At 56.4% G+C, this 26645-nt stretch carries 21 protein-coding genes; 10 read left to right on the top strand and 11 right to left on the bottom strand.

Annotation, left to right across the window (positions count from 1 at the left end):
- Window positions 1–29: 29 nt before the first annotated feature.
- Entirely contained in the window at window positions 30–890 is an 861-nt protein-coding gene (gene mtgA, locus F5984_RS25885) for a monofunctional biosynthetic peptidoglycan transglycosylase (RefSeq protein ID WP_152127225.1), read from the top strand.
- A 66-nt stretch (window positions 891–956) separates the two neighbouring features.
- On the opposite strand, the gene F5984_RS25880 is transcribed toward mtgA, so the two are convergent.
- From F5984_RS25880 to F5984_RS25865, 4 genes are all read right to left on the bottom strand, one after another.
- Window positions 957–1289: an MGMT family protein gene (locus F5984_RS25880; RefSeq protein WP_152127223.1), complete on the bottom strand. Its 333-nt coding sequence runs from the start codon at window positions 1287–1289 to the stop codon at window positions 957–959.
- An 88-nt stretch (window positions 1290–1377) separates the two neighbouring features.
- A complete protein-coding gene (locus F5984_RS25875; protein ID WP_152127221.1) occupies window positions 1378–1956 on the bottom strand; it encodes a DUF3109 family protein in 579 nt (192 codons plus the stop codon).
- Between the two features lie 90 nt (window positions 1957–2046).
- Window positions 2047–4302 carry a LysM peptidoglycan-binding domain-containing protein gene (locus F5984_RS25870; protein WP_152127218.1) on the bottom strand — a complete coding sequence of 752 codons (2256 nt, stop codon included), beginning with the start codon at window positions 4300–4302 and terminating at the stop codon, window positions 2047–2049.
- Between the two features lie 2 nt (window positions 4303–4304).
- Window positions 4305–4946 (bottom strand): O-methyltransferase, encoded by a 642-nt coding sequence (locus tag F5984_RS25865; RefSeq protein ID WP_152127216.1) that lies wholly within the window; start codon window positions 4944–4946, stop codon window positions 4305–4307.
- A 313-nt stretch (window positions 4947–5259) separates the two neighbouring features.
- Here F5984_RS25865 and F5984_RS25860 point away from each other — a divergent pair, with 313 nt between their 5' ends.
- From F5984_RS25860 to F5984_RS25850, 3 genes are all read left to right on the top strand, one after another.
- Window positions 5260–6681 (top strand): FG-GAP repeat protein, encoded by a 1422-nt coding sequence (locus F5984_RS25860; RefSeq protein WP_152127214.1) that lies wholly within the window; start codon window positions 5260–5262, stop codon window positions 6679–6681.
- A 5-nt stretch (window positions 6682–6686) separates the two neighbouring features.
- Window positions 6687–8084 (top strand): FG-GAP repeat protein, encoded by a 1398-nt coding sequence (locus F5984_RS25855; protein WP_152127213.1) that lies wholly within the window; start codon window positions 6687–6689, stop codon window positions 8082–8084.
- Window positions 8085–8376: 292 nt separating this feature from the next.
- Window positions 8377–9801 (top strand): FG-GAP repeat protein, encoded by a 1425-nt coding sequence (locus F5984_RS25850; RefSeq protein ID WP_152127211.1) that lies wholly within the window; start codon window positions 8377–8379, stop codon window positions 9799–9801.
- Window positions 9802–9840: 39 nt separating this feature from the next.
- On the opposite strand, the gene F5984_RS25845 is transcribed toward F5984_RS25850, so the two are convergent.
- From F5984_RS25845 to dtd, 4 genes are all read right to left on the bottom strand, one after another.
- Window positions 9841–10461 carry a DJ-1/PfpI family protein gene (locus tag F5984_RS25845; RefSeq protein WP_152127209.1) on the bottom strand — a complete coding sequence of 207 codons (621 nt, stop codon included), beginning with the start codon at window positions 10459–10461 and terminating at the stop codon, window positions 9841–9843.
- Between the two features lie 99 nt (window positions 10462–10560).
- Entirely contained in the window at window positions 10561–11058 is a 498-nt protein-coding gene (locus F5984_RS25840; protein WP_152127207.1) for a peptide deformylase, read from the bottom strand.
- Between the two features lie 173 nt (window positions 11059–11231).
- A complete protein-coding gene (locus tag F5984_RS25835; protein WP_152127205.1) occupies window positions 11232–12188 on the bottom strand; it encodes a threonine ammonia-lyase in 957 nt (318 codons plus the stop codon).
- Window positions 12185–12637 (bottom strand): D-aminoacyl-tRNA deacylase, encoded by a 453-nt coding sequence (gene dtd / locus F5984_RS25830; RefSeq protein WP_152127203.1) that lies wholly within the window; start codon window positions 12635–12637, stop codon window positions 12185–12187. The genes F5984_RS25835 and dtd overlap by 4 nt, the downstream gene beginning before the upstream one ends.
- Window positions 12638–12771: 134 nt before the next feature.
- Between dtd and F5984_RS25825 the strand changes: the two genes are divergently transcribed.
- The 6 genes from F5984_RS25825 (at window position 12772) to F5984_RS25800 (ending at window position 22077) form a co-directional block, all read left to right on the top strand.
- Window positions 12772–13515, top strand: a complete 744-nt coding sequence (locus F5984_RS25825) for a hypothetical protein (protein WP_152127201.1) — start codon at window positions 12772–12774, stop codon at window positions 13513–13515.
- A gap of 265 nt (window positions 13516–13780) precedes the next feature.
- Window positions 13781–15475: a DUF4331 domain-containing protein gene (locus F5984_RS25820; RefSeq protein ID WP_152127248.1), complete on the top strand. Its 1695-nt coding sequence runs from the start codon at window positions 13781–13783 to the stop codon at window positions 15473–15475.
- A 28-nt stretch (window positions 15476–15503) separates the two neighbouring features.
- Complete coding sequence (locus tag F5984_RS25815; protein WP_152127199.1) at window positions 15504–17804, top strand: DUF4331 domain-containing protein; 2301 nt, start codon at window positions 15504–15506, stop codon at window positions 17802–17804.
- Between the two features lie 93 nt (window positions 17805–17897).
- Entirely contained in the window at window positions 17898–19190 is a 1293-nt protein-coding gene (locus F5984_RS25810) for a tetratricopeptide repeat protein (protein ID WP_152127196.1), read from the top strand.
- 131 nt (window positions 19191–19321) lie between these two features.
- Complete coding sequence (locus F5984_RS25805; protein ID WP_152127194.1) at window positions 19322–19729, top strand: hypothetical protein; 408 nt, start codon at window positions 19322–19324, stop codon at window positions 19727–19729.
- 50 nt (window positions 19730–19779) lie between these two features.
- On the top strand, window positions 19780–22077 hold the full coding sequence (locus F5984_RS25800) for a TonB-dependent receptor (RefSeq protein WP_152127193.1): 2298 nt from the start codon (window positions 19780–19782) through the stop codon (window positions 22075–22077).
- 195 nt (window positions 22078–22272) lie between these two features.
- On the opposite strand, the gene F5984_RS25795 is transcribed toward F5984_RS25800, so the two are convergent.
- From F5984_RS25795 to F5984_RS26705, 3 genes are all read right to left on the bottom strand, one after another.
- Window positions 22273–25596 (bottom strand): glycosyl hydrolase, encoded by a 3324-nt coding sequence (locus tag F5984_RS25795; RefSeq protein ID WP_152127191.1) that lies wholly within the window; start codon window positions 25594–25596, stop codon window positions 22273–22275.
- A 492-nt stretch (window positions 25597–26088) separates the two neighbouring features.
- A complete protein-coding gene (locus F5984_RS25790; protein WP_152127189.1) occupies window positions 26089–26391 on the bottom strand; it encodes a hypothetical protein in 303 nt (100 codons plus the stop codon).
- Between the two features lie 30 nt (window positions 26392–26421).
- On the bottom strand, window positions 26422–26645 hold a 224-nt coding region (locus tag F5984_RS26705; protein WP_221412978.1), incomplete at its 5' end, for a hypothetical protein.

The raw sequence follows: 26645 nt of genomic DNA, 5'->3' as shown, positions 1-26645 counted from the left end.
GGTAAGTTGCTGGTGTACCTCACAAGCCCATGTCTGAAAATCGCCCACGTAACAGCAACGCCCCCCGTCAGCCCGATACCTCGTACTCCGCTACAGGTACGACGGGTTCACGCAACACGGCCTCGGCGGGTACGGGTCGCACCGGCACAGGGGCGTCGGCCTGGGCACAGGGGCGTCGGTTTTTACGGGAGCATCCGTGGGTAGGCAAACTGTACCGGATAGCGGCCCAACTGGCGCTATACCTCTTTCTGTTTTCGATTGGCTGGGTGATTGTGCTCAAATGGGTGCCGGTCTGGGTAACCCCGCTGGTGGTGTCGCGGTGGTGGGATACTCTCGGCACCGACCAAAGCAGCCGGGTCTACAAAGACTGGACTTCGTACGAAAACATCAGCAAAGAGGCCGCCCTGGCGGTGGTTGCCTCCGAAGATCAGGCCTTCCCGTACCATTGGGGTTTCGACTTCGACGAAATTCAGGATGCCATCAAGGAGAACCAACGGCGCAAACGCCCACGCGGAGCCAGTACCATTTCGCAGCAGGTGGCCAAAAATGTGTTTCTCTGGAACGGCCGGAGCTACATTCGGAAAGGGCTGGAGGTGTACTTTACCGTGCTGATTGAGTTGGTGTGGGGCAAGAAACGGATTCTGGAGGTTTACCTGAACGTAGCCGAAACCGGCCCCATGACATTTGGCGTGGAAGCCGCCAGCCAACGCTATTACGACCACCCGGCCAAGTCGCTCACCCGCGACGAAGCCGCCCGAATCGCGGCCGTACTACCCAATCCGATCCGCTTTTCGATTGCCAACCCGTCTAACTATATCCAACGCCGAACCCGGCAGATAGCCCGGCAAATGCGCGCCCTCGGTGGGCAGAAATACGTTCGGAATTTGTAGGGCTACGGCGGGTTGATAGCTTGCTGTTCTGGGTTTTGGTTCACCGCGAATCGCTCCGCTATCCGTTTACAGAGTCAACTCCTCGGTGGGGTCCCACAGGCGAGTTTTGAAATCGGTGATTCGGTCGTCGGAAACGGAAACCCCTTCGGCCTCCAGAAGCTCCTGCATCCGGGTGGGGCTACCAAAAAAATGTTTACCCGACAAAATACCCAGTCGATTCACCACGCGGTGCGCGGGTACATCGGGGCGAGTATGGCTGGCATTCATAGCCCAGCCCACCATCCGGGCACCGGCCCGTAAACTCAGGTATCGTGCAATGGCTCCGTACGTTGTTACCCGGCCGCGAGGCACCTGCCGTACCACCTCGTACACATCCTCGAAGTAATCGCGTTGTTCCATACTTACAGTGAACAGTCATCAACGAACAACGAACAGTCATCAATGAACAGTGAGCCGTGAAAATTAATGGCTGTTCGTTGTTGATTGTTCACTGTTCGTTGTTCGCTGTTCCTTCAATTTCGGCAACCAGCTCGGCATACCAGGCTTCGCCATAGGCCCGCACCAGGGCTTCACGGACAAACTTGTAAACAGGCACGTTCAGCTCCTTGCCAAGACCGCAGGCCGGGCTACAAATAGGCCACCGGTCGTAGTTGAGGGCATGGTACTGATCGTATTTGGTTACCCGGATGGGGTACAAATGGCACGAAATCGGCTTCTTCCAATCAACCTGCCCATCATTGTAGGCATCCTCGATCCCGCATTTCAGGATTCCCTTATCGTTCCAGGTGGCAAATACACACTCACGCCCGCCCACGGTTGTTGTCACAAAACCACCCTCACCATCAGGCTCGTAAAGGCCCTGTTTTTCGATAGCGGCAATGCCCTCGGGCGAGAGGTAGGGCTTTACTTTCGGATAAATACGTTGCAGAATATGCAATTCTTCGGCCTCAAGGGGTGCACCCAAATCGCCTTCGACACAGCAAGCCCCCTTGCATTTGTCGAGGTTGCAAACAAAGAATTTATCGGCAATGTCATCGCTGATGACTGTGTTCTCAATTAGAATCATATTTTTTTGAGGAGAGAGAAGTGAGGAGTTGCTGACGCATGAGTAATGCTAACGCGTCAGCAACTCCTCACTCCTCGCTCCTATCTCCTTTTATTTAATAATCTTAATCTTTTGCCCTTCCTTAACGGTCACGTCGGTCAGGCCGTTCCACTCCTGAATCTGCTCGATGGTCACGTTGTACAGCTTCGAAATTCGGAACATGGTCTGCCCTTTTTCAACCGTGTGATAAATAGGCTCTGACCGGGGCTGCGTGGCCGTCGGCGCCGAGGTATTCAGTGGCCGACCGGCCGGGAAACCCTGCGGCACGTTGCGTACCGTAAGCGGTTGCCCTACCGATAGTTTATCGTCCAGCGTCAGGTTATTGGCAGCCAGCAAATCATCGATACTCACTCCGTACAGCTTCGAAATGCTGTAGTACGTTTGTCCCGGCTCTACCGAGTGAGTCATGGTACGGCCACCAGCCGGGGTTGTCGGCCGATTAGCGGGGGCGGGACGGGTAGCGGGTGCTGACGGTGCCGGACGTGTGTTGCCCGCCGTCCGGTCGGTTGGAACGGTGGCCGGGCGCGTGTTGGGCGGCAACGTTGGCTCATTACCTGTTACCTCATAACCACCCTGCCGATTGGCCTTTGTGGGCACCGAAGGCAGCAGGTCATTGTCTTCGTCGGGTTCAGTGGCCGGGGTAGCTGGCTTCACCGTTACGGTGCGGGCGCTTCCGTTACCGCTATTCGTGGCAGGGGGTGTGGCAGGACGCGTCGTTGAAGCCACGGGGCGGTCGGCCGGGCGGGTAGTTGGCCGTGATGCCGTTGAACTGCCATTGCCCGTTTCGGGGGGCGTGGTGGTTGTCAATGGCACGTTTTCACCCCCAAACTTGGGCGTGTAGAGCTTACGCTCCGACGGGTTGCGCGGAATATTATCACTGTTGACCGGGCGCGAGGGTGCAGTACTGCTATTGCCCGAGGCCGCTACGTCGGGGCGAGTGGATGGGGTGGCCGGCGTGGGATCGTACACGGGTGGCGTCGGCACATTGATAATTTCGACCGGGCGGTTGCGGGGCCGACGCTCGCGCAGCCACATCACCCGGCCCACCTGAAGCCGCTGCACCCGGTCGAGCCGGTTGTATTTCAGCAGGTGTTTCAGCCGTATACCATACCGCTGCGAAATGCTGCGGGTGGTTTCGCCCTCGCGGGTGGTATGAAACGGCACCAGCGCTTTTTTGCGCTTCTTGGCCAGATAATACACCTCACCGGGTTCAATCGGCATTTTTTCGGTCAGGTCGTTGTACCGCAGGAAGCTAGAATAGCTCACCTTGGCTTTGCGGGCCAGGGTACCGGCATTGTCGCCAGCCTGCGCCTGAATACCCGGCAAGCCATTGATTTCGTACAAAATAGGGTCGGCCTGACTCCGTACGCCCAGCGTCACTTTTTTCAGTACCGGAAAACCCACGTCGTTTTGCAGAAAGTCGGGCGTTTTCTTGTCCGAAACCGCCACCACCCGCTGCCGTACCTCATTGATTTGATTGCTCGGCACCGGAATCATCACGGTGTATGCCTTATCGGCGGGAATACTACCGCCCAGAATCCAGCGGTTGTACGTCAGCAGATCGTCGGTGTTGACCTGCACACCCTGCGCGCCGAGGTCGGTCACAATCTGCTGAATCGACTTCCCCCCGCCGTTCGGGTACTCAACCAGAGCCACCGCATTTTGGGTTTGGTACGAAGGCAGCGCGTTTTCAATAGCGATTTTGTGGGCTAGAAACCGCAGGATATATCGATCCGTTGACCCCGACAAGGCTATTTCTTTCGCGTACGACCAATCGGGCGGAATCAGTTTGCTGATGCCACCCGCGCCGAGGTAAAACGAAAACAGCGACGATACCCAGTTGTTGAACTGCGTATTGCTCTTTTTGAGGTACGTAGCCGCCCCGCGCGTAGAGCCAGTAATGCTTTTGCGTTCGTCGATCTCATCGTCTACGCGCATCCCGTTGATCAGGGCTGTTTCGCGCTTGAACTGCCAGAACCCAACCGCCTGCGACGACGACACGGCATCGGGCGTAAGTGAGCTCTCCTGCACGGCGAGATATTTGAAATCGGTCGGGACTTCTTCGTCGGTCAGAATAGCCTCAATGATCGGGAAGTACAGCACCACCCGGTCAAGTTTGGCATTCCAGTACTGCCGATTGGCGTACAGAGCGTTGATGTCCTGCTGAATAAGCCGACGGGCCTGTTCGTCGAGCTGAATCGAGATCCCGGCAAACTCGGTGCGGGGCGGCACCGACGGAACAGCGGGCGGCTGGGCCACGGCCAGGGTGCTGACAAAAACAACAAGGAGAGTTAGCAGCTTTTTCATAGTTATTTTTTCATCATCATCATGACTCCGTCGCGCACAGGCATCAGCACATTTTCAACACGAGGGTCATCCTGAACTTTTTGATTGAAGGCCATCACGGCCAGGGTGTCTTTGTCCGACGGTTTCACGGGTTGCACCACTTTTCCACTCCACAACACGTTGTCGGCCATGATAATACCTCCCGGCCGTACCTTGTCGATTACCAGATCGAAGTAAAGCGAGTAACTGATCTTGTCAGCGTCGATAAAGACCAGATCAAACGTATCGGTCAGGGTGGGAATCAGGTCGGCGGCATTGCCAATGAGCAGATCGATTTTGTCGGCTGAGGGCGACTCCCGCCAGAAATCGCGGATCGTGTCTTCCAGCTCTTCGTTTTTCTCGATGGTAACCAGACGGCCGTCGTCGGTCAGTCCCTCAGCCAAACACAGGGCCGAGTAACCAGTGTAAGTACCAATTTCGAGAATCCGGCGGGGGCGCATCATGTGAGCAAATAACGACAACATGCGCCCCTGGAAATGCCCCGACAACATGCGGGGGTGCAGTACCTTGGCGTGGGTTTGGCGGTTGAGCCGACGAAGCAGCTCGCTCTCGGGCGAGGTGTGGGCGTCGGCATAGGCCGTTAAGTCAGGTGGTAAAAAATCCATTCGAGGTAGTACGTTTACTCCTGCGAGAGGGTAATAACGGACGGAGGTTTTAGTAAAAGTACTGTTTTCTGCTAAACGAGCCACAACCGAAGCGATTGTGTGGCCCAAAAAACTCGGACGCACCGGTCCGGTTTAGAGCGCTTCGGTCCAGCATCTGGATAGTCTGTTGCAGGGGTTTCGGTAGGCAGATGCCCCTCTACTAATCAGCCTAGGCAGACCGCGTAGCTTACTGGCTAGTAACCTTTTAGTAACTCATCAACAGCCCTATCTTTCAGAATAAGTACCTTCGTTCTACACAATCAACCTACTGAGCATGAAGCACATCTTCTTATTCATCCCCTTTCTGTGGCTGGCTCTCCCGTTCTACACCCACGCCCAGATTGGCATGGGGGGCCAACCGCACCCCTCGGCCGTGCTCGATCTCAAAAGCCCCGCCAACGATAAGGTGTTTTACCCTACCCGGCTCACCACCGCCCAACGTCTGGCGGTACCCAACCCACAGGCCGGTGCTTTAGTGTATGACTTGGACAAAGGCACACTGTACCTGCACGACGGACAAAACTGGTTTCCGCTGGCTCCTACTACCTCGGGGCAGCTACCGCCCATTGACCGCACCGCGAGCGACGGAGCCGCCAACGACCAGTTTGGCCTTAGTGTGGCTATTTCGGGCGATTACGCTATCGTCGGGGCTTTGGGCGACGACGTTGGGAGCACGATCGATCAGGGTTCGGCCTACATCTTTGTTCGGACAGGCAATGGCTGGGTGCAGCAAGCCAAACTGGTGGCAAGCGATGGCGCCACAAACGACTATTTTGGCTACAGCGTGGCTATTGCGGGCGATTACGCCCTTGTTGGGGCCTATTCCGATAACATCGGGATCAATAGCGGACAGGGCTCAGCTTATGTCTTCATGCGGTCGGGTGATGAATGGATACAACAAGCCAAACTCACGGCGAGCGACGGAGCCCCAAACGATGAGTTTGGTTTCAACGTCTCTATTGCTGGTGATTATGCGGTTATAGGAGCCTCTGCCGATGACAATGGCAGCAATACCAATCAGGGTTCAGCCTACGTTTTCGTACGCTCGGGTACGACCTGGAGCCAGCAAGCCAAACTCACCGCGGGCGACGGGGCCATCAACGACTTTTTTGGCACCAGCGTGGCCATATCGGGCACGTACATCGTGGTGGGAGCCCCGTATGGAGGTGGTGCGATCAGCCCAAGCCAGGGAGCTGCGTACGTTTTCCTGAGGTCGGGGACGACCTGGAGCCAACAAGCCAAACTAACTGCGGGCGACGGAACGGCCGACGATCAATTTGGCGTCAGTGTCGCCCTCTCGGGCGATTACGCTCTGGTTGGGGCGTATTATGATGACCCAGGTGGACTTACCGAAGCTGGATCAGCTTATGTATTTATCCGGTCGGGAAGTACCTGGACGCAGCAAGCCAAACTGACCAATAGTAACCCCGCCAGTGGTCATCTCTTCGGATTCAGCGTGGCCCTCTCGGGCAATTACGCCCTCATCAGCGCGTATGGCGAAAATACCTTTCAGGGGTCATCCACCCTTTTTGTCCGGTCGGGTTCGACCTGGAGCCGGATTCGAAAAATAACCGATTCCAGTCCGAGCAACACCTTCAACGGCATTTCGGTGAGCCTCTCCAACGGTACATTTATCATCGGAGCATCGAATTTTCGAAACGCACAGGGCAAGGTCAGCTTTGGCACTGTCGATTAAATAATATGAAACACTTTTTTACCCTTCTCTCCTTCCTGCTGTTGGGGCTGACGTTTACCACCCGCGCGCAAATTGGCATGGGGGGGCAACCGCACCCCTCGGCCGTGCTCGATCTCAAAAGCCCCGCTAACAACCAGGCCTTTTACCCGCCCCGGCTCACCACCGCCCAGCGGCTGGCTATCGTGAACCCGCAGGTTGGGGCCTTTGTGTTCGACCTCGATAAAGGCACCTTTTTTTACCACGATGGCCAGAACTGGGTTCCGCTGGCTCCCACCTCCCTTAGCCGTTTACCACCCATCGAGCGCACAGCAAGCGATGGCATGGAGTACGATGCATTTGGCACTAGTGTAGCCATTTCGGGCGATTACGCCATTGTGGGAGTGCCAAACGACGCTATCGGCAGCAATGCGGCACAGGGGTCGGCTTACATCTTTGTCCGCAGCGGTAATGGCTGGACCGAGCAAGCTAAACTAACCGCAAACGATGGGACTTCGGGCGATCAGTTTGGCAGCAGCGTAGCCATCGCGGGCGATTATGCCATTGTGGGAGCGCCAAACGACGCTATCGGCAGCAATAACGGACAAGGCTCGGCTTACATCTTTATGCGGTCGGGCGATAGCTGGATTCAGCAGGCCAAACTAACGGCAAACGATGGGGCCGCAACCGATAACTTCGGATGCAGTGTATCTATTTCGGGCAGTTACGCCCTGGTTGGGGCCCGTGGCGATGATGTTGGCAGTAACGTCGATCAGGGGTCAGCCTACGTTTTTATGCGGTCGATTACAAACTGGAACCAGCAAGCCAAACTGACCGCAGGCGATGGAGCCGCAAACGACGGATTCGGAGGTAGCGTAGCTATATCAAACGCCTATATGCTGGCCGGGGCCATAGATGGCGGTGGCCCTGCCGGCCCGAATCAGGGAGCAGCGTATGTTTTCTTCCGATCAGGGAGTACGTACGTGCAGCAAGCCAAGCTGGTGGCCAATGATGCAACGGGAACTGCGTCCGACGGCTTCGGCATCAGCGTAGCCACCACGGGCGACTACGCCATCGTGGGGTCTTACTTCAATAACCCAGGCAATGTTTATCAGGCGGGGGCCGCCTATGTATTTGCCCGGTCGGGAAGTAGCTGGGCCCAACAGGCAAAACTGACGAGTAACCAACCCGCCGTCGGCGATTTTCTCGGCTCCAGCGTGGCCCTGTCGGGCAACTACGCTCTGGTTGGTGCGCACGGCACCAATATTTTTCAGGGGTCAGCTACCCTCTTCGTCCGGTCGGGAACCCTCTGGAGCCGGGTTAAAACAGTGACCGACTTTAGTTTATCCGGCACAGTCAACGGGAAATCTGTAGCCCTTTCCAATGGTACGTTTATCATCGGTGGACCGGGCTTTAAGTTCAGTTAGGGTAAGGTTAGCTTTGGTATGGTCGATTAAATCAACTCGCTAATACACCTCAGTACTGGACATTAGATGTTGGACATTAGACGTTAGACCTCCATATCTAAAGGTAGTAAGTCTAACATCCAGTGTCTGAAGTCCGAATGTCCAGTATTGAACCAACACACACCCTTTAAACAGTATATAACTGATTGTTAGGTTAGTAGATTGAAGCAAATAAACTACAAGCAAAGGCACCGCTGCCTGCATTTGTTGTACGCCAGACGTTAAATTCGCTCTCTTTACTAACCACCTTCACATGACGTACTTATACTATTGCCTGACCAGCTTACTGCTGTGTCTGGCCCTCAGCACGCGTGCCCAGATCGGCATGGGGGGCCAACCGCACTCCTCGGCTGTACTCGACCTCAAAAGCCCCGCCAACGACAAAGCCTTTTACCCGCCCCGGCTCACCACCGCCCAACGGCTCGCTATCGTAAACCCGCAGGTTGGGGCGCTGGTCTTCGATCTTGATAAGGGTACCCTTTACCTACACGACGGCCAAAACTGGCTTCCGTTGGCAACTACGAGCAACAGCAACCTCGCCCCCATTGATCGTCTGGCAAACGACGGTACTAAGGGTGACGCCTTCGGGGTCAGGGTAATGCTATCGGGCGATTACGCCATTGTTGGAGCCAGTGGCGCCGATATTGGCCCCAACGTCAATCAGGGGGCCGCTTACATCTTTGTCCGATCAGGCAGTAACTGGGTACAACAAGCCAAACTCACCGCGAATGACGGAGCTTCAGGAGATGTATTCGGGGTTAGCGTAGCCATTTCGGGCGATTATGCCGTTGTTGGGGCACGTGCAGATGATGTCAATGCAAACGCAGACCAAGGTTCGGCCTACGTTTTTGTGCGGTCGGGAACCAACTGGACTCAGCAAGCTAAATTAACCGCGAGCGACGGGGCTCCCGACGACAAGTTTGGCAACGCCGTCGCTATTTCGGGCGACTACATTCTTGTGAGCGCCTTTATGGATGACATTGGGGCTAATGCTGATGCGGGCTCCGCATACATCTTTATGCGATCGGGAACAAGCTGGGTTCAGCAAGCCAAACTAACCGCTGCAGACGGAGCCACAAACGACCAGTTTGGCAGTAGCGTAGCCATATCAGGCGATTACGCCATTGTTGGCGTAAACTTCGATGACATTATTGCCAACACCGATCAGGGTTCAGCCTATGTTTTCGTACGGTCGGGGACAAGTTGGACGCAGCAGGCTAAACTGACCGCAGCCGATGGTGAACCAACTGATAACTTTGGGTACGGCGTTGGTATCTCGGGCGATTACGCTATTGTTGGTGCCTACACCGATGACATCAACAGCATTCGGGATCAAGGATCGGCTTATGTCTTTGTACGATCAGGGACAAGCTGGGTTCAGCAGGCCAAACTAACCGCTTTCTACGATGGGGCAACCTCTGACCTTTTCGGTGGGAGTGTAGCCATTTCGGGCGATTACGCACTCATCGGTGCTTTTGGTAGCAATGTGTACCAGGGTTCAGCCTACGTGTTTATCCGGTCAGGTACCAATTGGAATCAGGTTCGCAGGGTAGTCGATAACAGCCCTCCTTACACGTTCAATGGGTATTCAGTCGGTATTAGTAACGGAACCTTCATCATCGGAGGGTATTCGTTTCAGAGTAGTCAGGGCAAGGTTAGCTTTGGTACGGTCGATTAAAAAGGCCCTCCGCTGGCGGCTCACCAGCGGCCCCAAAAGCTACTGCCAATAATCGTACTGCATATACCGGGCTGTTTCGACCGACTCAGCATGGCCGTGCAATTTGCCTACCACATACAACGAGGCATCGATACCGGCCGATATTCCCGCCGACGTAATGATCTTACCGTTATCAACCCATCGCTGGGTGGGCCGAAGCTCGGTATGGGGCGCGGCTTCGCGCATGCCGTCTATGGCTTTATAATGGGTGGTGGCCGCCAGCCCGTCGAGCAATCCGGCTTTACCCAGAAGAAAGGAACCTGTACAAACCGACAGTACCAGCTCGGCCCGCTCGGCCTGCCGCTTCACCCAGGCCAGAATCGCCGGGTTGTGCATCTCGCGCCGGGTACCGTAGCGGGTGCCGTCGGGGTGAATGCCACCCCCGCCCGGAATCACGAGAACATCAGCCTGCGGGTGGTCGTCGAGCAGGTAGGTTGGCGTAATGCACAGGCCGTTGCGAGCGTACACCGGCCCGCGCTCGGCCACGGTGAATACGCGAAAGGGCGGTTCCGAAAAGCGGGTCTGCCCCGATTGCCGACCCGTTACGCCGAATACTTCAAACGGCCCGGCAAAGTCGAGCACTTCAATCTCGTTGAACAACAGAATGGCTACGTTACGCATACTTTATTGAGTGATTGAGCGAATGAGTGATTGAGTGAATGACTCAACGAGCGGTTCTCACTCAATCGCTCAATCGCTCATTCACTCAATACATATCCCCTATCGCCATTTAAACGACTTCGCATCAACGGCGCGCATGGTGCAGAGAATCCCGTCGAGGTGGTCGTATTCGTGCTGAAGCAGCTCCGAAAAGTCGTCGGTCAGGTCCCACGTTTGGGGTTGCCAATGCTCATCCAGATACCGAATCGTGAGCGACTTATGCCGCTTAACCCGCACCAGCAAATGCGGAAAGCTCATGCAGTCGTCCCAGAGTTCGAACTGTTCGTCGCTCAGGTTTTCGAGAACGGGGTTGATAAACACGACCGGACCGCGACCAACCGGCGGGGCCACATTCATGTAAATCAGTCGCTTCATAATGCCCAACTGAGGGGCAGCAATGGCCCGACCAAAATTGTATTTTGCCCGGATTTCTTCCATTACGTTATGCAAGTCGGCTACCCAACCCGCCACCAACGGCAGTTCATCGCGCTCCACGGGGGCGCAGGTTTCGTACAGGCGCGGATCGCCTAAAAGCAGTAAGTCGGTGAGTGTTTTCATACTCTTAAATATTGGGTGTTCGTCCGTGCAGTGGCTCGTTATGATTTAATTTCAGTATCAGACTTACATGAATGAACAATGTAAAATGCATAATGAGCACTTGGGTTACCTACTGACAGTCAGCCCTTTTCGTATACATTCTACACTGTCCATTGTACATTTAATTCTATTACTTATTGCTCAAACAACCACTCCCGAATTTGTACTTCGGTCAGATTCCCCCCGCAGATCACCGCCCCAACGCGGCTGCCCCGAAACCGGTCGGAGTGTTCGAGCAGGGCCGCCACACCCACCGCACCCGACGGTTCTACCACCAGCCCCGCGTGCCGATGCAACAACTGCATGGCTTTACGGATACCGGCTTCTGACACCAGCAAGCCGTCGTCAACGGTAGCTTCCATATCGGTGAGGGCCTGCGGAACCGGCACACGCACCCCGATACCGTCGGCAATGGTTTGGATGTGGTCATGGACAACCAACCGTTTCTGCCACCAAGACTCCAGCATGGCTGGGGCACCTTCGGCCTGAACCGCTACGATGGAGGTGTTGGGCCGGAGGGCTTTAAGCGCCGTACCAATACCGTTGATGAGCGCCCCATTGCCGAGGGGCACGAGCAAGCTATCGAGGTGGTACGGCAACCGGGCCAGTTCGGTGCCGATGGTGCCCGCTCCCACGAGCGTTTCAAGATCGAGGCCGTCCTCCACGAAGCGGTCGCCGGTGATTTGGGCCACGCGCCGGGCTTCGGCTTTGGCCGCATCAAAGTCATCCCCGAACAAGATCACCTCCGCGCCGAGCGCCCGCATCCGGCTCACTTTGAGCGGGTTGGCGGTCAGCCCGGCGTAGACGGTGAGCGGAATCTGACGTTTGCGGGCCGCGTACGCCACGGCCTGCCCGAAATTACCCGCACTGGCGCACACCACCCGACCGGCTGTGTGCCCCTGCATAAGCCAATCGGCACCCCGCCCTTTGAACGAGCGAATCGGGTTCTGGGTCTCTACCTTGAGCGTCAGCTCGCAGCCCAGCAACTCGCTCAGCGGTTCGCAAATGTACTGGGGCGACTGCCGGAAAACGGGGTCGATGCGGGGCTCGGCCGCCTGAATATCGGCCAGGGTCAGGCGGGGCGTGTTCATTGCCGGTTTTTTGAGTCGATAATGATCGTTACGGGGCCATCGTTGAGCAGGGCTACCTTCATGTCGGCCCCAAACTCGCCCGTTTGCACGGGGTGCCCGAGGTCGGCCGAGAGCTGGGCAATCATGCGTTCGTAAAGCGGGATAGCCACTTCGGGGCGGGCTGCTTCGATAAAGCTCGGCCGGTTGCCTTTTTTGGTGTTGGCGTGCAGCGTAAACTGGCTGATGAGCAGGATGCTGCCACCTACGGCTGCGAGGTCGAGGTTCATTTTGCCCGCTTCGTCATTGAAAATCCGCATCCCGACAATCTTTTTACTCAGCCACACCACGTCCTCGTCGGTGTCGGTATGGGTAATACCCAGCAGAATCAGGAATCCGGTGTTGATGCGCCCTTTTACGGCCCCGTCGATGGTCACGGAGGCTTCGGACACGCGTTGGAGTACAGCAATCATACGGCAAGTTAAAATCGGGATGCGCCGGGTGCGCAACGAATGGGATAATTTTCGCCCGGTGCGCGCAAAAATGGGGTTTACGTTGGTATTTGGGGTACACCTACCCGTAAATTGCCGACAAAATCACAACCACCATGCGCTATTTGTTTGCTTTACTAAGCCTGCTGACACTGTCGGCGCAGGCCCAAACAACCCCTACCCGAACCCTCCGCACCTACGAAGGCAGCGTAAACGACCGCTACCCGGTTTCGCTGACCCTCACTACGTACGATAACCTGGCCCACGGTACGCTGATTTACAAGCGATCGGGCATCCCGATTCGGGTAGTCGGAACGGTCGATGGCAGCGACATTCTGTTGCACGAGTTCGACCCGAAAGCGACTGTTACGGGAATTTTCAACGGAAAGGCGTCGGCCAAAGGGTATCTGGGTAGCTGGTTTCTGGCCAAAGAGAACGGTAAAGAGCTTTCTTTTTCACTGACGCAGACAAGCACCCGCCCGGCTCCGGCCCCATCGGCTACCAGTTTGACGGGTACCTACAGCTACAACTTCGGGAAGAACGAAGGAGCCCCGGCGGGCACCCTGCTGGTACAGCAACTGGGTACTGATAAACTGGTTGTTTCGATGGATGCCAACCGGGGAGCGCCCTCCTACAACATGGCCATGATCGACAAAACGACACTCAGGCTACGGGCTAATCAGGCCATTTACAAGAGCACCGAATTTGGTAAATGCACGCTCAAGATCACCTTTTTTGAGGGCGGGGCCAGCATTGCCTACGTCGGCGAGGATTACGACTGCGGCTTCGGCAACGGGGCCTCCGTCAGCGGCAACTACGTAAAAACGAGCAGTAAAACACCAAGCTTTGCGAAGGAGTAAACGAGTTAAAGAGTGCGGGCCGCGGCCCGCACTCTTTAAATATACCCCTCGGCACTTTTTCGTGATTTATTACAAAATTTTAGGTAAAAGTTAAATTTTTAGTGAGTGGGCAACATCTGAGATACCTGGTTTGGGAGTATGTATGGCGGTTCTGATTCAGAACCACCAGTCATGTTCAACACGTAAACACCTAAACAGTATGCGTATCTCTCCCACGCGACTGGGACAGTTGAGAAGATTTATTCTCAGTTGTGCCTTACTACTGATGGGCGTTAGCGGCTATGCCTCCAGCCACCGCGAAGCTCCCCTCATCTCAAACGACCCGTTGGCCGACAACACCGACGTGTACGCGTTTAAGAGCCCCGATGATCCAAATACGATCACGATTATTGCCAATTACATTCCGTTTGAGTCGCCCGAAGGTGGCCCAAACTATTACAACTTTGGTGAGAACATCCGGTACGAAATTCACGTAAAGAACAACCCGAATACACCGGGCGACGACATTACGTACCGCTTCACCTTCACGAAGGTCAACGAAGACCCCACCACGTTTTTCAACATCCGGTTGGGTAAGCAAAACCTCAAAACGACCTATCGTTGTGAGAAAAGCACCGATGGCGGCCGTACGTTCCAGACTATCGTGATGAACGGCATTGTGCCAGCTTACAACATAGGGCCACGCTCGATCGAGAACGGCACCGTAGGTTTGGGCAAGTCGTACGAAACGCTGCGTCAGGAAGCTATTCTGCGGGCCACTACGGGTGAGCAGGTATTCTGCGGCCCCGCCGATGACCCGTTCTTCGTCGATCTTGCGGGTGCGTTCGATCTGGGTAACTTCCGGCCGGATGGCAACGGGGTAAACAAACCCAAAGACGCCGTAGCTCGCTACAACTGCCACACGATTGCCCTCAAAATTCCGGTCAATATGTTGCAGAAAGACGGCAAGTCAGTGGCTCAGGCTACCAACATCCTTGATCCTGATTTTGTGATCGGTGTATGGGCATCGTCGAGCCGCCGGATGATCCGCACCCTGTTCGAAGGGGGCGATGTAGGCGTTGATGGCGACTGGATTCAGGTGTCGCGCCTGGGTATGCCGTTGACCAATGAGGCCGTGATTCCGGTTGGTCTGAAAGACCGCTGGAACGCCCTGACGCCTTACAACGGCAACGACCTCCAGTTTGCCAAGTACTTCACCAACCCCGAGTTGGCCCTCTACATGGACGACTCGAAGTTTGGCGGTGCGGTACCCTCGCTCCGGGGTCTGCGGATTCAGTCGAAGTCGCTTGGTTCATTCGACTTCCGCAATGACCGGCCGGGTCTGTTCGGTCTGAAAGGTAATGCCGCTCTGAATGGTACGGCTCTGGCCGAGTCGGCATTTGGTGGTCTACTGCTGCCCGATGCCGCCAGCCCCCGCGCTGTCGACCTGCTGCCGATCTTCTACACGGGTGTGCCTAACCTGCGCCCCTACCAGCTCGCAACCGGTAAAAATGGCAACCCACTCGCCAGTGGCAAGCCGTTCATCCACAACTTCCTGCCCACGCTGGGCGATATGCTCCGGCTCAACATGGCCGTGCCCGCTACGCCCCGCAACGATCCGAAGTTCAGCTCGTTGGGTCTGGTGCAGGCAGCCGTGCTCGGTCTGACCGATCCGATGTACACCAACCCGAATCTCCAGTTTATTCCGAACATGGACGGTTTCCCCAACGGTCGCCGGCTGGAAGACGACGTAACCACCATTGAGCTGCAAGCCGTGGGTGGTGTGGTACTGGCCGCCGTTGGTTTGTGGTACGACGATTTCACGCCCGGCACCAGCCCAAGCCCTGTAACGCAGAACCTGGTCAACGTATTGACCTTCAACGCGGGTGTTACCAAAAACGACACGACCCTGCGGGCTACCTTCCCCTACGTGCAGACGCCCTGGAGAGGTTTCGACTATACAGTTCAGGCACGCCAGTAAGGCACGATCACTATTCATCTGTACACACATGAAAAACAGATTATTTCTCTTGCTGGTGGCCGTACTTGCTTACTTGCCACTTAGCCAGGCCTTCGCGTCGAGTCACCGCGAAGCCCCTCTTATTTCGAATGATCCGCTGGCTGATAATACCGACGTTTACGCGTTTAAAAGCCCAACCAATGCGGAGCGCATTGTGCTTATTGCCAACTACATCCCGTTTGAAGACCCCAATGGCGGGCCAAACTGGTACACCTTTGGCGAGAACATCCGGTACGAGATTCACGTAAAAAACAACGCCAGCACACCCGGCGACGACATTACGTACCGCTTCACCTTCACGAAGGTCAACGAAGACCCCACCACGTTTTTCAACATCCGGTTGGGTAAGCAAAACCAGAAGGTGACCTACACCTGCGAGCGCAGCATGGACGGTGGCCGTACGTTTCAGGTGATTGTGGCCGGTGGTACGGTTCCGCCCGCCAACATTGGCCCGCGGTCAATCGAGAATCCATCGGTTGGTCTGGGAGCGAATAGCTACAATGCTCTGGCTAACCAGTCGATCATGACAGCGTCAACCGGCGAGCGGGTATTCTGCGGTCCGGTCGATGATCCGTTCTTCGTTGACCTGGGCGGTGCATTTGACGTGGGTGGTTTCCGCAAGCAAGGCCGCGATGCGGTTTCGCGCTATAACTGCCACACAATTGCCATTGAGGTGCCGGTAGCAACGCTGCAAAAAGACCGCAAGACGGTGGCACAGGCGAGCAACATCCTCGACCCCGACTACGTAATCGGTGTATGGGCGTCGTCGAGCCGCCGGATGATTACGACCCTGTACCGGGGTGGTGACGTAGGTTCGGACGGTGGCTGGGTGCAGGTATCGCGTCTGGGTATGCCGTTGACCAACGAGGCCGTAATCCCGGTTGGTATGAAAGACCGCTGGAACGCCCTGACGCCTTACAACGGCAATGACCTCCAGTTTGCCAAGTACTTCACCAACCCCGAGTTGGCCCTCTACATGGACGACTCGAAGTTTGGTGCAGCCGTGCCGGGTCTGGCCCCGTTGCGGATTCAGTCGAAGTCATTGGGGGCTTTTGACTTCCGCAACGGTCAACCCGGTCTGTCGGGTCTGCGCAACAGCACGGCGGTAGCTGGTACGGCTTTGGCCGAGAACGCCTTTGGTCCGGTACTGCTGCCCGATGCAGCCAGCCCCCGCGCTGTCGACCTGCTGCCGATCTTCTACACGGGTGTGCCTAACCTGCGCCCCTACCAGCTCGCAACCGGTAAAAATGGCAACCCGCTGGCCAGTGGTAAGCCGTTCATCCACAACTTCCTGCCCACGCTGGGTGATATGCTCCGGCTCAACATGGCCGTACCCGCTACCCCCCGCAACGATCCGAACTTTAGTTCGTTGGGTCTGGTGCAGGCAGCCGTGCTCGGTCTGACGAACCCGACGTATGCCAACCCGAATCTCCAGTTTATTCCGAACATGGACGGTTTCCCCAACGGTCGCCGACTGGAAGACGACGTAACCACCATTGAGCTCCAAGCGGTAGGTGGTGTGGTACTGGCCGCTATCGGTTTGTGGTACGACGACTTTACGCCGGGTGTGAGCCCAAGCCCCGTAACGGCCCAATTGGGTGGTGTACTGGGCTTCAACGCGGGTGTTACCAAAAACGACACCACGTTCAAAGCGAATTTCCCATTCGTACAGGACCCCTGGCGCGGATTCCTCGGCAATCAGTACGTAGGCCCGAACTCGTTTGTACCGGCGGCCTCACAGCCTCTGGCAGCAACGGTACTAGCATACAACTGTGCTACGGGTGAAGTGACGCTCGGCCGCACCGGTGGCGATCCCAACCGCCCGGTTGAGTTCCGTACGGTAGGTGCCGTGAACGGAGGCTACGGCCCCACCACCACGCGTGTACTGGAACCGGGCGTACGTCTCGACCCCAACACCCGTAACATCTGGATTATGGTTCGGTACGTAGGTGACCCTATGTCGGAGGTAGCTTCGACGTTCGACTTCCGGGCTTTCTGCGCCGGAGCACGGGGCCGTCTGGCCAACGAGGGCGACGCATCGCTCACTATGCGGGTTATGGGCAACCCCGTCACCACCGACGAGGTGATGATTGAGGTGCAGGGCGCATCGGGCGAGCAACTGCGCTTGCAGGTGGTGAACAGCCGCGGTCAGATGACTCACCAGCAAGTGGTGGGTATGGCGGGCGCGGTAGAGCACCGGACGGTACAAATCGGCAGCCAGCCGGGTGTGTACCTCATCCGGGCCGCTACCCCAACCAGCACCCAGACGATTCGCGTAGTACGGCAATAAAAGCCACTCAGGCTATATCCACTCATCGAATGCACTGCCGGTCGCCTTCGGGCGGCCGGCAGAATAATATCCATAGTAAAACTCTGTTTCATCATGATAATCAATTCATTACCCCGCAAATCCATAGCTACGCTACTGGTCGGCCTGTTTCTGCTGACTGGCTGCGCCAAACAATCGGAGCAGACGGCATCGTCGACTGGATCGTCAGAACTGCCATCCCTGTATCAGCGTGAAGGCGAATTAGCCAAAGCCACTGAATGGCCTAAGACGCAGCAGAAGGTAGAAGACCTGAAGCTCGAAATCGCCAAAAACCCCAACGATGTAAAGCCCCGGCTCAAGCTCGTGGTCATTTACCTGTCGGAGGCCCGTATTACCGGCGAGCACCCGTACTACTACCCCGCCATCCTGAAAATCCTCGACGGGGTGCTGACTATCGACCCGAAAAACTTCGAAGCACTGGTGTTTCAGGCCTCGGTCAAAATGTCGCAGCACCAGTTTTCGGTAGCTAAAGAGGTAGCCGAAAAAGCCCGGCAGATCAACCCCAACAACGCCTACGTGTACGGCATTCTGGTGGATGCCAATGTGGAACTGGGCAACTACGACGAAGCCGTGAAGATGTCGGATCAGATGCAGGTGCTGAAGCCCTCGCTGGAGTCGTACTCACGGGCATCGTACCTCCGCGAATTATTCGGCGACTATCCGGGCTCTATTGAGGCCATGAAACTGGCGGTTCAGGCGGGCCTGCCCGGTTCGGAACCCCACTGCTGGAGTAAGCAAACCCTTGGGCATCTGTACGAAACCACCGGCCAACTGGCTAAAGCCGAGCAGCAATACGCCGAAATTCTGGTGTTGCGCCCCAGCTACGCCTTTGCCCTGAGCGGTCAGGCCCGTATCCAGAAAGCCCGGAAAGAGTACGACAAAGCCCTGGTTACGCTCGAAAAAGCAGCCGCGATCATGCCGGAGTTCTCGTTTCACGAAGAAATGGCCGACATCTACGCCTTGCAGGGCGACAAAGCCAAAGCCGCCAACAAGTACGCTGAGGTAGCCAAAATGCTGGAAGAAGACGCGCAGTCGGGCCATACAGTCGATCTGGAACTTTGCAAGCTGCACACCAAGGCGGGCAACCTCGACGAAGCCCTGTCGTACGGCCAGAAAGAGTTGAACAAACGGCCACAAAACATCGACGTGAACCACGCCCTGGCCGACATTTACTTCCTCAAGAACGACCCCAAAAAGGCGCAGGAGCACATGAAAATTGCGTTACGCACGGGCAGCAAAGACCCCGAACTGCTGAAACGGGCGGGTGAAATTCAGCTGGCGCTGGGCAATGCCGGTGAAGGCAACAAGCTGATTGCAGCCGCCAAAAAGACTAATCCGGTGCTCTAAACCGTGTTCAACGGCTAATTTTGACGATACATAACCAACCCAAACCGGTTCGTAAGCCAACTAAAAACCGGAGCGCCGGCCGCTAAAAACCAGAAACCCAAAACGTAAGCCCGTCAATGCGTAAACGAATCATGATAACGAGACCCTGGGTCGCTATTATGCTCTTCCTCAACTACCTGCTGGTAGTGGGCGGAGGGTATATGAACGCGCCCGGTGAGCCCCGTTACGTGATCGATCAATTTGAGGAGCACAAACTCCATTGCCCGCATTGCCATCATCTTGACATTGCTCCGTTTCTGGAGGAAATAAACGCCGAGCTGGCGGCCAATCAGGCCGAAGAAACCCGCAAGGCGTCGGAGCATCAGTTGTCGTTGCTCAAAATGATGGATGTGCACTGTTTACCCAACGAACTTATTGGACCGCTACCCACCCCCACGTATTGGGAGAGAATCGTGGTGAATACGTACCGGTTGAAGCGTTCGGAGGGCGTCTGCAACGCAATTTTCTCTCCCCCCTGGCAAGGACCTACTCTTTCCTGAGTATCTATCCCATCGTGTGCACCTCTCGGCTGCACCTTTCCTTGCCATGTATGAAAACCATTCTATCTATCCTCTGCTGCCTGTGCATCAGCCTCTCGGCCTATGCGCATTTGGGCAACCTGACCGGCACGGTCTACGATCAAACCAATAACCGCCCGCTGCAAGGCGTAACCGTCCGACTGACGGGCCTGAACCGGGCCACCATCACCAACGAAGCGGGTCAGTACCGATTCGACAACCTGGTCGCGTCGGCCTACAAACTCGAACTGTCACACGTGGGGTTTGCCACCCAGATAGTCGACGTGACGGTGCAAAACGACCAAACCACTACCCTACGCACGGGTATGAACGTGGCCCCGGTGGCCCTGAGCGAAGTGGTCATTTCGTCGGGACGCCCCCACGATCAGCAACTCATCAGCAACCTCGACATTAAACTCCGGCCCATTACCAACTCGCAGGAAGTGCTACGGCTGGTGCCGGGACTGTTTATTGGCCAACATGCCGGGGGTGGCAAGGCCGAACAACTCTTTCTGCGGGGGTTCGATCTGGATCACGGCACCGACATTGGCCTCACCGTCGACGGGATGCCCGTCAACATGGTGTCGCACGCACACGGGCAGGGGTATGCCGATCTGCATTTTGTCATTCCCGAACTGATTGAGGGGGTCGATTTCAAGAAAGGGCCATACCGGGCCGACAAAGGCAATTTTGTAACGGCGGGCTGGGCCGATTTTCGGACCCGTACTACCCTCGACCGCTCGTTTGTGAAGCTCGAAGGCGGTCAGTTCGATACGTTCCGGGCGGTGGCCGGGGTCGATCTGCTCGGCAAAGCCCGGCGGTCAGGCTCGAACGACAGACGCCCTCAATCGGCGTATCTGGCCTCCGAGTACTCCTTTTCAAACGCCTATTTCGATAGCCCGCAGCGGTTCAACCGGTTCAACCTGATGGGCAAGTACCACGGGCACATCGGTGCCGGTACCACCCTCACTCTCACGGGCTCGACGTTCTGGAGCCGCTGGAATCATTCGGGGCAGATACCCGACCGGGCCGTGGCTTCGGGGCAGATTGGCTTCTTCGGGGCCATTGACCCCACCGAAGGGGGCGAAACAGACCGGACCAACCTCAACGCGCAATTTCTGACCGTTACGCCCGGCAACAACGTATTCAAAAACTCGTTTTTCTACAGCAACTACGGGTTTGAGCTGTACTCCAACTTCACGTTTTTCGCCCGCGACTCGGTCAATGGCGATCAGATTCGGCAGCGCGAACGTCGGAACCTGTTTGGCTACACGGGCAGCTACACCCACGAAACTTACCTCGGCAAAATCCGGCTAACCACCACCGTGGGCGCGCAGTACCGGCACGACCTCACGGGCGGGCGCGTACCCACCGAGCTGTCGTACACCCGCAACCGGACTGAGACCCTCGAACGGGTTCAATACGGCGATATTGATGAGCTGAATGCGGCTCTGTACGCCGATGAGCAGATTCAGTTTTCGGACCGGCTGACACTTAACGCGGGCTTGCGGGTCGACTATTTCCGCAATATTTACACCGACCGGCTCCCCCAACCTGCCACCGTGGGGCGCGCCCGGCAAGCCATTGTGTCGCCCAAGCTGAACCTGTACTACACCGCTAATCCACGCCTGCAACTGTACCTCAACACGGGCAAGGGTTTTCACTCCAACGACACCCGCGTGGTGGTGCCGCAGGGTGGCCGCGAGATTTTGCCCGGTGCCTACGGGGCCGATGCGGGGGTTATTTTCAAGCCTGTTCCCCGGTTGTTGGTTAATGCGGCCGCCTGGTACCTGTGGCTCGATCAGGAATTTGTGTACGTGGGCGACGAGGGCGTGGTAGAGCCCGGTGGACGGTCGCGCCGGCAGGGGGTAGATGTATCGGTGCGGTACCAGATTACCAACCGTACCAACGGCGCCAATCTCTACGCCGACCTTGACCTCAACACCGCCCGGCCCCGAGCCGTGGGCGTTGAGTCGGGGCAGAATTACCTGCCGCTGGCTCCGGTACTCACGTCGATTGGGGGATTATCGTTGCAAACAGAGTCGGGCTTTAGCGGTTCGCTACGGTACCGGTACATGGCCGACCGCCCGGCCAACGAAGATTACTCGATTGTGGCCAAAGGCTATTTCGTAACCGACCTACAGGCCAACTACACCCGTAAGAACTACAGCCTTGGCCTTTCGGTGCAAAACCTGCTGAACACCCGCTGGAAAGAAACTCAGTTTGCCACCGAAAGCCGCCTGCTAAACGAAGCGGCCCCTGTCAACGAGATTCACTTCACGCCCGGCACGCCCTTTTTCGCCCGGCTGAGCCTGACGCTGTTTTTCTAAGCGATGGAGCAGGATTAAGTCGGGGTAGGTTTTAGGCGTTTCACCCCACCCCCGGCCCCTCCCTGGCGGGGAGGGGTTAGGGGTAAAATACCGCATTGGCTCCGGTCAGGTACTTAAACAAACGTAATTGAAATGGGCTGGTTTGTCCTTCCGACGAAAGACAAACCAGCCCAAGTACCTCCCTCACAACTCGCGTTATTTCAGCTTCACCACCGAAACCGGACCCATCAGGCCCGAAGGCAGCAAGGGCGATTCCGCGCGGTAAAACGGCATGGTCGTAAACGTCACCTTCTGGGTAACGCCCGGTTGTGCATCGCCCACCAGGCGGTTTACCCAAAGATTAGTAACCTTTACCTGCACCGAATTTTTACCCGGCTTCAGGGCTCCCGAAATGTCGAGCCGGAACGGTTTTTTCCAGGCCACACCCATGTTTTTTCCGTTTACAATCACCTCGGCCAGATTTTTCACCTCGCCCAGGTCCAGCACATAGCGCGCGTTGACGTCGGTAGCGGCAAGCTCAAACGTGTTTTCGTAAGTGCCTGTCCCCGAAAAGTATTTGATGCCCGCATCGGTATGGTCGGTCCAGGAGGTGAGTCGCGCAAACGTAGCCTGCGCCGGTGCACCTCGACCCGGCTGAAACTGCACGGTCCAGGGCGTTTCGATACGCACCACGGCCGTTTCGGTTGCGACGGGGCGGGTATAGGCAGGCGCAGTGGCTTTTTGCCGGAACACAATGAAATACGCATCCCACGGGTCGAAGGTAAGGGGCACCACCACGCGGCCGTTTTTGATCTGATACGACACCTTCTCGATTTTACCCGTTTGCGGGTGCCACAACTCGGGCACCCGGTCGCCCACGCGGAAACTGAGGGTGGCGGTATTAGGGGCATCGCTACGGCTCGACAGCCAGTATACATCGCCCTCGGTGGTTTTGCGGTGTACAAACAGCACCTCGGCACGGGCATTGGACACCACCACATCGGGCGCGATATTCAACGCCTGAAGCACCTCCGCCAGGGGCCGGGTCGATACGTTCGGGTTGCGCCAGATTTCGTTGGCTAAGGCCGTAAACTGAGCCGGATTGTCGCTCAGGCTCGGTGAGCGTTCGGGCTTGGCCCCTACGAGTTTCATACCCGATTTGACGAGTTCGCCCAGCTTCCGCAGCACGGGCAGGGTCATGTACCGGGCTGAGGGGTCGAGCACCAGCAAGCGGTACGTGAGGCCGCTCGGCACGTTAATCTGTCCGTTTTCCACGCGCAAGGCGTTCTGCACAACGGTAGCGTTGGCAAAATCATACGCATACCCGGCGGGTACGGGCGGCAAGGCATTGGCAAACAGCGACGTGATATTTTCGTTTTCGCCGTAGTAATACAGCACATCGACCACCGGCTGACCCTGTTGCAGCAGGTGGCAACTCCGGCTCAGATAATCAACCCAGGCTTTGGCAGGTTCGGCCCAGGTTTCGTGCCGGGTGAAGTACTGCCCAAACGGCCCGAGCGAGAAACCGGGCACCTTGTCGTCGAGCGGCTGATGCACCGAGGTGTGTACCACAAAGCGGTTCAGGCCCGAGGCCATCTCCATGTCGGCGGTGCGTTTGAGTTTTTCGGGATGAAACGAAAACGCATTCCCCACCGACGTCATCGACTCGGCCGCGACCAAGTTTTGCCCGTAAATATGCGCCACCGACGCCGACTCGCGGATGTCGGCCTTACTCCGAATTTCTTCGTCGCTGCCGCCCGCCAAACTACCCGGCGTCCACATGGCCGACATCGGAATATCGGCGTTGCGTTTCACGTCCATCCCATCGGCCAGGTAAATCCGCTTATTTTCGTGCGATTCGGTGTAGCGTTTCAGGCCACGCTTATGCAGGGCCTCGCCAATCACATCGTAATGGTTGTCGGTAATCATCTCGCCAATGGTTTTGCGAAAATCCCACAAAAACTGTTCGCTTGCCCCCGCGCTTTTCACCACCCGACCCGTCAGCACGGGCAGCCACGGCAGCATAGAGTACCCCCGTCGGCGGGCAAACTCCTCGGGCATAGCGTGAGTCCAGGTCATGTGCCCGGCCTCGTAACTGTCGAGCACCATGTACTGCAACCCCTGACTGCCCATCAGGCCGCCCGTAGCGTCTTTGTACATGTCGAGGTAGGTGTTGATGTAGGTCGAAACGGCCGTTTTGTCGAGTTTATCCACTTCCAGGCCGGTGGCTTCGGGCGAGGCAGGGTGATTTTGCCGACCTGTGAGCGAGTACCCCAGCCGCAGCACCACCCAGTCGGCAGTACCGACCGGGGGTGTCCAGTCGAGCGTACCGTCGGGCTGCATTTTTCCGGTCAGGTCTATCACGCTTTCGGGCGCAATGGCGTCGGCCGTAGCGGCTGTTGGTACCGTTTCTTCTTTCCAGGGGTTAAAACCAGCTTTGTCTTCGACCAGATGGACCCGGTCGGCCAGGTGCAGCACCAGTTCGGCCACGTTGACCCCCTCGGGCTTGGGTGGTTCGGTCTTGCCTCCCATCATGGCAGCAAACGGATTGGGTGCGGGCGGCAGGGTTTTAAACGCCATACGGAAATAGCGGGCCGTCGTGGGCGGAATACTGAGGGTGTTCAGCGGCACAATACTCCCCGGCAGAGCTACCACATCGCGAAAGTTTACGCCATCGTCGCTCACCTGAAACGTGCGGTTTTCTGGCCCGCCGTTGAACTCCTGCAACGGTTTTTTATTGGCTCCGGCTACCGAAAACGCCTTCACCGTGCGCGGAGTATCAAACTCGTACTGAATCCACATGTCTTCGCCTACGGCTTTGGGCGGCAGGTAGCCCGACCGGGCAATGTTGCCATCGGTGAGGTCGGCCACGGTAAAGGTGCCCCCACTTGAGTTCACTTTCGGGTTGAAGTCCGTAAAAGGCTTGTCAGTATCGGGCAAGCGGTACGCAACCACAAGAGCATCCCGGTAAAACGTAGGTGGATTTTCGACCGGCGCACTGCCCAGCCCCGACTCCATCGGAGCCTGCCCGAACGGCCCCGTAACGGCCGGAGGCTGCGGCAGCTTACCCGCAAAACGCCCGCCCGCCCGAACGCGGGTTTCGGTCCAGACGTATTTTTTCATGCCGTCTTCGGGTTTCACCCAGGGGCCACCCGTCACGCTCCAGCCCGGCGACCCGGCAATGGCCATTTCGAGGTTTAACTGCTGCGCCAGTTGAGTTGTGTGCCGGAAAGCCTCTTTCCACTCGGGCGTCATGAACACGAGCTTTTTGGGCACCACGAGCGGGGTAAACAGGCTCGCGTCGAAGTTCTGAAATCCGCCGATGCCCACCCGGCTCATCCACTGAAGATCTTTGGTGATGCCGTCTTTAGTGACGTTGCCGTTCATCCAGTGCCACCACACGCGGGGCCGGGCGGCATTGGGCGGGCTTTGAAAGCCAGTTTGCAGGCGTCTGCCCGGTTGGGCATAGGCCGCCGGGCCGAGCAAGGTCAGGGCCAGCACAGCCGCGCGGGTCCACGTTTTGGTAGGGGTATTCATCATGAAGGGTCGTTTTGCGCGTTACGCTTAATCGGTTAAGAGCGCAGGGTCAATGATTGGTTGAAGCTGTCAGACACCTTTCTGACGCTTACCCGAAATTAGGTTTACCCCCCAAATTACTTACCTCTAATTACCTCAAGTTGTAGGTATCCTGTCAAAACGAAATGCATAACGAACACGCTGAGTATTGGACATTTGTACAATCGAGCGGTGCTCGGTTGGGCCATTAGGCCAATTTTTAGCCTTACGGGTGAGCGGATCGGAACGCCGACCAGTACCGCTTCACTGTACCAATCTCCGGTACTGAAACGAATACAAAAAAGAACAAGCAACTAACAGACTGACTTCCAGAAAACTATTATTTATCAGACACTTCACCTTGTACGTTCAAGCAATAGAAATAAGACAACCCTGATCAAAAATCCCGCTCTGAATGTGGCTTTACCGGGCGAGTTACAAGATCATGTTGAGACAAATCATTTCTCCAGACTGGGTTTATAGATGCATGAGGGCAGGCAGGGCGTTCAACCCGGTGCGGAGGTGGGTGGCTTTATGGGCCGTGAGGTAGGTGTTGTGCTGCCGCCAAACGCCAAAGCGGATGCCCCCCTGAGGAGTCAGCTCGATTTGGGAGACATAGCCCTGTTGACGCTGTAGCTCACGGCCCGTTTGAAGAGCATCTTCCTCAATAGAGAACAGGGCCACCGAGTCAGCTGTGATGGTGAGTGGAGGTGCTTTGGGCTGCTGGGCCTGAGCGGTGAGGGTCACGGTGATAAGCAGGAATGGTAGTGTTCGTTTCATGGTTTTGTACAAGTACTATTACCGCTTCTGTTAGAGTGTGTGGACAATCAGAGCAACAAAATCATACTTGAAGCCAGATGAACCATCGCCAAGAAGCTGCTGGCTGTTTTTTCGTAGCGAGTTGCTACTGTCTTGAACCCCTGAAAGTGAGCCAGTGAAAAATAGAGCAAAAATCTTAATTTTCACGGTAAACAAAAGGGAAATGAAAGCAAACCGATTCACCGAATCGCAAATGGTGGCCATCCTCAAACAGC

It is taken from the genome of Rudanella paleaurantiibacter, assembly GCF_009184635.1.
Classification (GTDB): domain Bacteria; phylum Bacteroidota; class Bacteroidia; order Cytophagales; family Spirosomataceae; genus Rudanella; species Rudanella paleaurantiibacter.
The sequence above is the reverse complement of the archived record's forward strand: the minus strand, read 5'-3'. Positions and strand labels throughout refer to the sequence as shown.

What these genes read in the sequence shown, in the direction of transcription:
- F5984_RS25810 (WP_152127196.1), top strand. Translation starts at nt 17,898, where the DNA reads ATGATAATCAATTCATTACCCCGCAAATCCATAGCTACGCTACTGGTC.
- F5984_RS25790 (WP_152127189.1), bottom strand. Translation starts at nt 26,391, where the DNA reads ATGAAACGAACACTACCATTCCTGCTTATCACCGTGACCCTCACCGCT.
- F5984_RS25805 (WP_152127194.1), top strand. Translation starts at nt 19,322, where the DNA reads ATGATAACGAGACCCTGGGTCGCTATTATGCTCTTCCTCAACTACCTG.
- F5984_RS25850 (WP_152127211.1), top strand. Translation starts at nt 8,377, where the DNA reads ATGACGTACTTATACTATTGCCTGACCAGCTTACTGCTGTGTCTGGCC.
- F5984_RS25875 (WP_152127221.1), bottom strand. Translation starts at nt 1,956, where the DNA reads ATGATTCTAATTGAGAACACAGTCATCAGCGATGACATTGCCGATAAA.
- F5984_RS25855 (WP_152127213.1), top strand. Translation starts at nt 6,687, where the DNA reads ATGAAACACTTTTTTACCCTTCTCTCCTTCCTGCTGTTGGGGCTGACG.
- mtgA (WP_152127225.1), top strand. Translation starts at nt 30, where the DNA reads ATGTCTGAAAATCGCCCACGTAACAGCAACGCCCCCCGTCAGCCCGAT.
- F5984_RS25860 (WP_152127214.1), top strand. Translation starts at nt 5,260, where the DNA reads ATGAAGCACATCTTCTTATTCATCCCCTTTCTGTGGCTGGCTCTCCCG.
- F5984_RS25840 (WP_152127207.1), bottom strand. Translation starts at nt 11,058, where the DNA reads ATGAAAACACTCACCGACTTACTGCTTTTAGGCGATCCGCGCCTGTAC.
- F5984_RS25880 (WP_152127223.1), bottom strand. Translation starts at nt 1,289, where the DNA reads ATGGAACAACGCGATTACTTCGAGGATGTGTACGAGGTGGTACGGCAG.
- F5984_RS25825 (WP_152127201.1), top strand. Translation starts at nt 12,772, where the DNA reads ATGCGCTATTTGTTTGCTTTACTAAGCCTGCTGACACTGTCGGCGCAG.
- F5984_RS25795 (WP_152127191.1), bottom strand. Translation starts at nt 25,596, where the DNA reads ATGATGAATACCCCTACCAAAACGTGGACCCGCGCGGCTGTGCTGGCC.
- F5984_RS25870 (WP_152127218.1), bottom strand. Translation starts at nt 4,302, where the DNA reads ATGAAAAAGCTGCTAACTCTCCTTGTTGTTTTTGTCAGCACCCTGGCC.
- F5984_RS25835 (WP_152127205.1), bottom strand. Translation starts at nt 12,188, where the DNA reads ATGAACACGCCCCGCCTGACCCTGGCCGATATTCAGGCGGCCGAGCCC.
- F5984_RS25865 (WP_152127216.1), bottom strand. Translation starts at nt 4,946, where the DNA reads ATGGATTTTTTACCACCTGACTTAACGGCCTATGCCGACGCCCACACC.
- F5984_RS25815 (WP_152127199.1), top strand. Translation starts at nt 15,504, where the DNA reads ATGAAAAACAGATTATTTCTCTTGCTGGTGGCCGTACTTGCTTACTTG.
- F5984_RS25800 (WP_152127193.1), top strand. Translation starts at nt 19,780, where the DNA reads ATGAAAACCATTCTATCTATCCTCTGCTGCCTGTGCATCAGCCTCTCG.
- F5984_RS25820 (WP_152127248.1), top strand. Translation starts at nt 13,781, where the DNA reads ATGGGCGTTAGCGGCTATGCCTCCAGCCACCGCGAAGCTCCCCTCATC.
- dtd (WP_152127203.1), bottom strand. Translation starts at nt 12,637, where the DNA reads ATGATTGCTGTACTCCAACGCGTGTCCGAAGCCTCCGTGACCATCGAC.
- F5984_RS25845 (WP_152127209.1), bottom strand. Translation starts at nt 10,461, where the DNA reads ATGCGTAACGTAGCCATTCTGTTGTTCAACGAGATTGAAGTGCTCGAC.